Origin of the sequence: Vibrio ichthyoenteri ATCC 700023, from assembly GCF_000222605.1 — a bacterium.
Lineage (GTDB): Bacteria > Pseudomonadota > Gammaproteobacteria > Enterobacterales > Vibrionaceae > Vibrio > Vibrio ichthyoenteri.
Window position 1 is genome coordinate 1 of the sequence record NZ_AFWF01000199.1, and the last position, 6324, is coordinate 6324.

The following is a 6324-nucleotide window of genomic DNA, read 5'->3' on the forward strand; positions in this document are numbered from 1 at the left end:
GTCTTGAAAAACACCGGTAAGACGGGTTTGGTCGGTATGCGTTGTATCGCGAGTTCCGTTGGAATTCACGATAAATAGTACATCTGTGACGACCTAGTTGTGTGGCGATTTTATCGACACTAATTCCTTGCTTTCTCAGAGCAGAAATCATATACCTTTCTATCTCAGTGAGGTGCGTATATCTCATGGTTTTTCACTTCTTGGCGGGAGCAAATTCATGATTATCGCATCTCACTGTTTTATTGTTCAGTGGTGTCGCACTTCGTACTTGAATCCAAGACGGCAAACATGTTTGGTCACAGTGTTCATGATGTCTTGTCAGGCTTTGGCCTGTCAGTCCCTGTGCCGGTACTGGTTGCGATTGGCTGTGTCATTTTCGTTGCTTCCACTGCATTCGGTTTTGAAATGCTGGGTAAAGTGTCGAAAGTTGCCGTACCTGTGATTGTGGTGCTTATGTTTGTGGTGTTGTTTGTTGCCACTGGCAGTGATGTTGTTGCAACCGAGAAACTTGAGCAACTGCCATTTGGTGCTGCGGTATCTTCAGTCGTGGGGACGATTATTGTCTTGGTTGCGACGTCGCCAGATTTTGGTAGCTTTGTCCATAACCGTAAGCATGCGTTGATTGCTGGTGTTCTCACCTTTGGTTTGGCTTACCCAGTCCTCTTTTTTGTTGGTGCTGTTCCTAGCTCTTTGACGTCAGAAGGCTCACTGCTTGGTGCAATGGCGATTATTGGTACAACATTACCAGCGGCGGTGTTATTGGTGTTTGCTTGTGTAACTGGCAATGCTGGCAACATGTTCCAAGGGACACTCGTGGTTTCGACGCTTCTAAGCAAAATCCCTAAATGGAAGATCACCATCGCGTTGGGTGTGTTAGCGACCATTCTTGGCAGTATGGATATTATGGCGTGGTTTATTCCATTCTTACTGTTCTTGGGTATTGCAACACCCCCTATCGCGGGCATCTACATTGCCGATTTCTTTATGAATCGCCGTCAAGGCTATGATGAGTCTCTTCTGGAAACTGAAGCGGCGGTAAAACCAATGACGTTTGTCGCTTGGGGTATGGGTTCTTTGGTTGGCTTTGCGACCGTTAACGGTATGTTTACCTTAACAGGCATTCCATCACTGGATTCGATTTTAGTCGCCTCTTTAGGTTACTTATTATTGTGTCGTGGCAAGTCTGTCGGTGCTGCGGTGGAATCTAAATAGAACCGCTGAATCTCCGTTAATTGCATTGATATAAAAAAGGCCGATAGAATTATCTATCGGCCTTTTGTTTTTACTTAAATCACTTCGCTATTTCACAGTGACGACCACTGTATTCACTACAAATTAGTGGTTACTATAGTAAATAGAATCGACGCTGAGCGGGTTGTTCAGTGGCTTTTTCAGATTGAGTTCTGTGATCTTGTTAAGTCCAGCATCACTGATACCACCAGTGTAGACTTTAGTGCCGTCTGGGTTCGTCATTGATGTTTCACCGACGTTCCAAGCCTTAAAGAAATCACTGAGATCTTGGCCTGCAACGTAAGAGCTACACACCATCATTAAATCACCACCAGATAAGCCCGTTTCAGAGGCGCTACAGTAGTTCTTCTCGCCAATAGCATCTTGGTTATTACGAGCTAAGCGATGCATCAATTTGAACATGTTCCACCCTTCATCAGTGCCGTAGATTGATGATTTAGCTACTTCAGCTCGTTGATTCCAATCGTCAATGTTAAAGTTCGCCTTAGCCCAAATCTTTAACTGGCCGAACATAACAAGGCGCATGCCAGCATCACCATTAGACCAAGCATGCTTATCATTACTACTTAACCAAACAGGCGCTTTTTGAATATCAATTTTTATACGATCCATTTCTGGATTGTCATTGCGTCCTTCCAGCTCCTGCATGTATAGCGCTAATAAGTTATTCGTTACTTCTGTACTACCTTCAGCAGAGAAGGGAGCAGAAGCAAGGTTGTGGCCAACTTCATGCCAGAGCAGCCAGTCGTTGATCGCGTTTGTTGGAACGTTGGTGCGATCAGCGTTGAAGCTTGAGTTCATTACGGGGTAACCAGAGTGAGCAGAGCCAATCGAGATCTGGACGTCGTTTACAAAGCGATGGCGGAACTCTTTTAGTTTTGTGTATGTAAAGCGACGATGTGTTCCATCCTCAGTGACTTCATCACGGCCATAAAAATCACTCGCCGCATCAGCAAAGCGGTTCATTTCTGCTGCAAATTTAACCAGATCAATCGATTTAATATTGTTGACTGGAGTCGTGTAGATGAATGACCCTGTATCCACTTCTGCAATTGGTGCGCTTGAATCCTCAGGTCGGTGGCCTTCAACCCAATTACCATTTTTCCACCAAGCCGCAATTTCAACACCATCTAATTGAAAGGTTGCTGTCTCTAAATCAGTTTCTTTTGGCTGGATGTAAATTAAACCACCATAAGGGGCCTTAAAAGTCAGACTAATACCATCATAGATATAGCTTTTTTGCATACGTGGCGGGCGCTTTAAGCTCTTTTCGTGGTTTGGTTTACCTGTCAGGTCATCAGCAAACATCACGGTAATCGTCGCTGCAACACCGCCGGATACCTCAACCGTTTGTAGCTGCGGAGCCCAAAGACCGGTAGACTGGTTGTTCCCAGCAGAATAAGAGACGGCTTTACCAGTCGTTTGGATTGTTGCTGATCTTGCTTCACCATTACCTTGTGTGCGACCTGGGTACATTGTGGTGTCAACAGTGATTTCTTGATCCCAGAATGAACGACCCAGCATGATACGCGTCAATGGCTTTTCCATATAGTTAAGCGGGTAACTTGGGTTCATTTGGCCGTGCAGCTCCCCTTCACCATGAATCATGCTATTGCTGATGAGTGAATCTTTTAAATCAGCAGGGCATTTTGCTGCATCGATATCATTTTGATGTTGATCATTGGTGTAACAGTTTAAGAATTGTACCGCTTGTTTGAATCCGAGCTCATCTTGAGCATCTGTTGTGTAACGGTATGGGTTATCGTTCCACATCCAAATAGAGAGGTTGTCATAGGTTTGGTTTAGTTCCGCTGTTGAAAGACGTGTACCTTGAGTCCCTTTAGATCGGTAATAAATTTCATGGTTATAAAGTGCGGTAAAGTTAGTCCCTAGGTTGGCTGCTTTCACCATACTACCAACGACTTCAGGGCTAACTTCGTAGCGGTCAAAGAAGGCTCTATGGTAGTTGCCGCGAACGGTTTTTCCGTGACCAGTACGGGTTTCAATACAGTTAAATTCCCATTCGTACTCATTTTTACATAATGGGGTACCTTTAAAGGCCGCTTGAAGCTCGACGATTGCCGCTTGGCGTTCTTCGGCAGAATTAACGAAGATACGAGCTTGTTTAGTGATCATTTCAGCGGAGCCATCACTATTAATAACGGGTTTACCGGCACTGTCTAGCTTGGCTACTTGGTAGCTTGGGATCTCGAACTTGATTTTTGTTTCATCTTTAATCCATTCTACTGAGCCATCTTGTTTTACCGTAAATGGCTGCTCGCCTTGATTATCCTGAAAGCGTTCAAGTACAACCATTTCACTGCTGCCGCGAACATGTAAATTAGGGCGCACAGTTTGGCAGTAGTATGAGCTACCACAGAAAGCTTGGTTAGTTGGAGTGACGTTCTCACCGCCAATGGAGACGCCGGCTGCATCGGCAAGGCGACCAATAGGCTCCGGATTGGCTGTTTGGATGGCATCCATAAAGAGAATGTTGCCGCCAGCATTAAGGTACTTAATCAAAGCCGAGATGTCGTCTTGACTTAGATTTGAATTATCTAAATCGGCAACAAATTGGTTTGTCATACCATCTTGGATTAATTTTGGTAGGTATGCTTGTAGGATCAGGATAGGGGTATCGGTGGCTGAAATACCATCGAAACTACCTTTTGTTAGCTCAATCACTTCACCAAAACTATAACTAGGACTGATGAAAAAATCGTACTCCATACCCATAGCTGAATTGTGATGAGCAAAATAGGCTTTGTCGATATTGGTCGCAACTCTGATGCCTGCGGTCGACTTATTATCGTTGAACCAGTTGAACAGATTGGAGAAAAAGAGTTGCATGCTGCCGTTGTCATCGTGCACAGGGTTTTCAATCTGTGTGGATGTACATGACAGGTTTTGACTATCGATAGTGACTGAGCGGTTATTCCAATAGTTTTCAGGGCATGACAAAATGCTTGGATACATGCCGTTACCCATGAATACCACTTTACCTGTGCCGATTGTGCCAGCGGTAACAAAGGGGAAGCCAAAGGTGGCGTTGTCTTCGCTTACGGTTGGGATCGCTGGCATTTTGATGCCAGGCCATTCAGCGATATACGGACGACCTTCGCGATTCCATGCTTGTGGTTGATTGAATGGAATTTCACGGTTTTTATCTGCGCGAGGCATCATGATAGGGAACGCTTGGTTTGAAATGTTTAGCGCACGCATACCACGAGTGTAGCCCGTTGCTCCATAAAAACTGCCGTTGTCGTTGAATACGTGGAATTTTTCAACATTTTTGAAGATTTTCTTAAGAGATTCAGTAACATATTTACCACTGTCCATTGATAGCAGCATCGGTGGAGCAGAGCGATCTCTAAAAGTGACAGGGGTGTGTAATGTCTGGTCAATTACCGCCGTGAGGCCATGGTTAAATTGCGCTTCAAACTCATTTGGCAGTTCAAAATTTGAACCTTCAAGTTTGCCTCCGTTTGGAAGCGAAAGATTGATTAATTCATTGATTACATTTGGATACAAAGCAAAGGTATCTTGAATTTTGCTGGTAATCACATATGAATTAGTACTCGCGTCCGCATAGCGTTCAATGAGTGCCTGAATATTTGCTTTAGTTACGGCGTTGTCAGATACATCAGTAAGCTTATAGTCAATTTTATTGCCCGTAATTTTACCAAATTCAAAGGTATCAATACCAAACGTCAGGGTGTCGCCCCATAGGTATTCAAATTCACCGTTTTCATCGGTCATCCCTGTGGCATTAGCAGAAAAGAAGCTGATACCAGATATGACTTTACCAGTGGCGTCCATAAGCTTACTGCGAGTCAGTACTTTACCTTCAGAGCTCGGTTTGTAAGCGTAGCTAGATTCTGCATCAGCGGAGACGAAGTCAGCATTAAGGTTGCTGTCTGCTTCTGGGTCAACGGCAGGTATGACTTTGTCATCTACGTGCGAGCTAGGCGCTTTGCCAACTTCATCTGTTGCCTCTTCCTCTTTCGATTTCAAGAAAACATCCACCGCCTCTTGATCGTCAAGATTTTGATAGATTTCGTTTATGTCTATCGCGTCGATCTCGTTAAGGCAGATGTTATTGCTAGATTTACACGTGTTGATCGATTGAAGAACTTGCGTCGCGTTGCCGCCATCTTGTAGCGATACTAAATCAAACGACATCTCTACTTTGTCGTTGGCGACTATATTTCTGGTCGTCTTGGGGATTGGGGCTGTGAATTCCCCTAAAATAATACCGTCAAAACGACAATCAAAAGATGTCCCTTCCAGAACTTCAAAGCGACCGTTTTCGATGCGGCTACCATTACAATCGACGTCACCGGTGATGACTTTACTCGATGCTTTAAGCGTACTGATAAAAAGGGTTGGTGGTTCCACTTCTGTCGGTGGAGTGACGTCCGTTGGTGGTTCAATACCTTCGTCAGGTTTGGTGAATACGATGTCTTCATCGTTACACCCAGCGAGCGCTAACGACACCATGGTCGCTAAAAATAGCTTGTTTCTCATTGCTTTTAGTTTCTCTATTTAAAGACTGCGAATACCTATTCAAAATGAACGTGGGTATTTCTATTGTTGGAAGCGTTTTTCGCCAATGCGATTGACTTCCTATGGCGGTAGGAAAATTCAAATGGCATGGCTGTTCATTGACGTTTTATATGACTAATTTACTGCGCGGCGTGGCTGAAAATGACACAGCTAATCGGTAGTGAAATTTAGTGTAACGTATTAAATTAAATTAAATGAAATTTTATAGCTGTAGCACACTCTTAACCAATTAATACCCATTGCCGTTTCGACAATTTAAATTGTTTGTTGTGAGGGTGTTTTGTAAGGGGATACTGACAAAAAGAGCAGGGCATGGTGTTTTATTTGTCAATTTTGGACTGGAAGTTGTAACAGGATATATGAGGTGAAAATTCAGCCCTGCGAAGGGCAGGGCTGAGAGGGTTAATTTGTAGCCATGATGTCTTGATAAAGCTGCTCGTAATTGGCTTTTTCAAGCTCTTCTTGATCCATTAATTGACGGATCACCGTATCGCACTGTTTGACGAC

General features: G+C 44.0%; 3 protein-coding genes. 1 reads left to right on the forward strand and 2 read right to left on the reverse strand.

All coding sequences use genetic code 11. The features are described from left to right. Window positions 1-187: helix-turn-helix domain-containing protein (locus tag RH85_RS22385; protein WP_138956484.1), on the reverse strand; the 187-nt coding region annotated here is incomplete at its 3' end. 101 nt (window positions 188-288) lie between these two features. On the opposite strand from RH85_RS22385, the gene RH85_RS14095 reads away from it, so the two are divergent. Further along, window positions 289-1212 carry a cytosine permease gene (locus RH85_RS14095; protein WP_006713373.1) on the forward strand — a complete coding sequence of 308 codons (924 nt, stop codon included), beginning with the start codon at window positions 289-291 and terminating at the stop codon, window positions 1210-1212. Between the two features lie 123 nt (window positions 1213-1335). Here RH85_RS14095 and RH85_RS14100 read toward each other — a convergent pair whose 3' ends face one another. After that, complete coding sequence (locus RH85_RS14100; RefSeq protein ID WP_006713374.1) at window positions 1336-5778, reverse strand: SslE/AcfD family lipoprotein zinc metalloprotease; 4443 nt, start codon at window positions 5776-5778, stop codon at window positions 1336-1338. Window positions 5779-6324 lie beyond the last annotated feature (546 nt).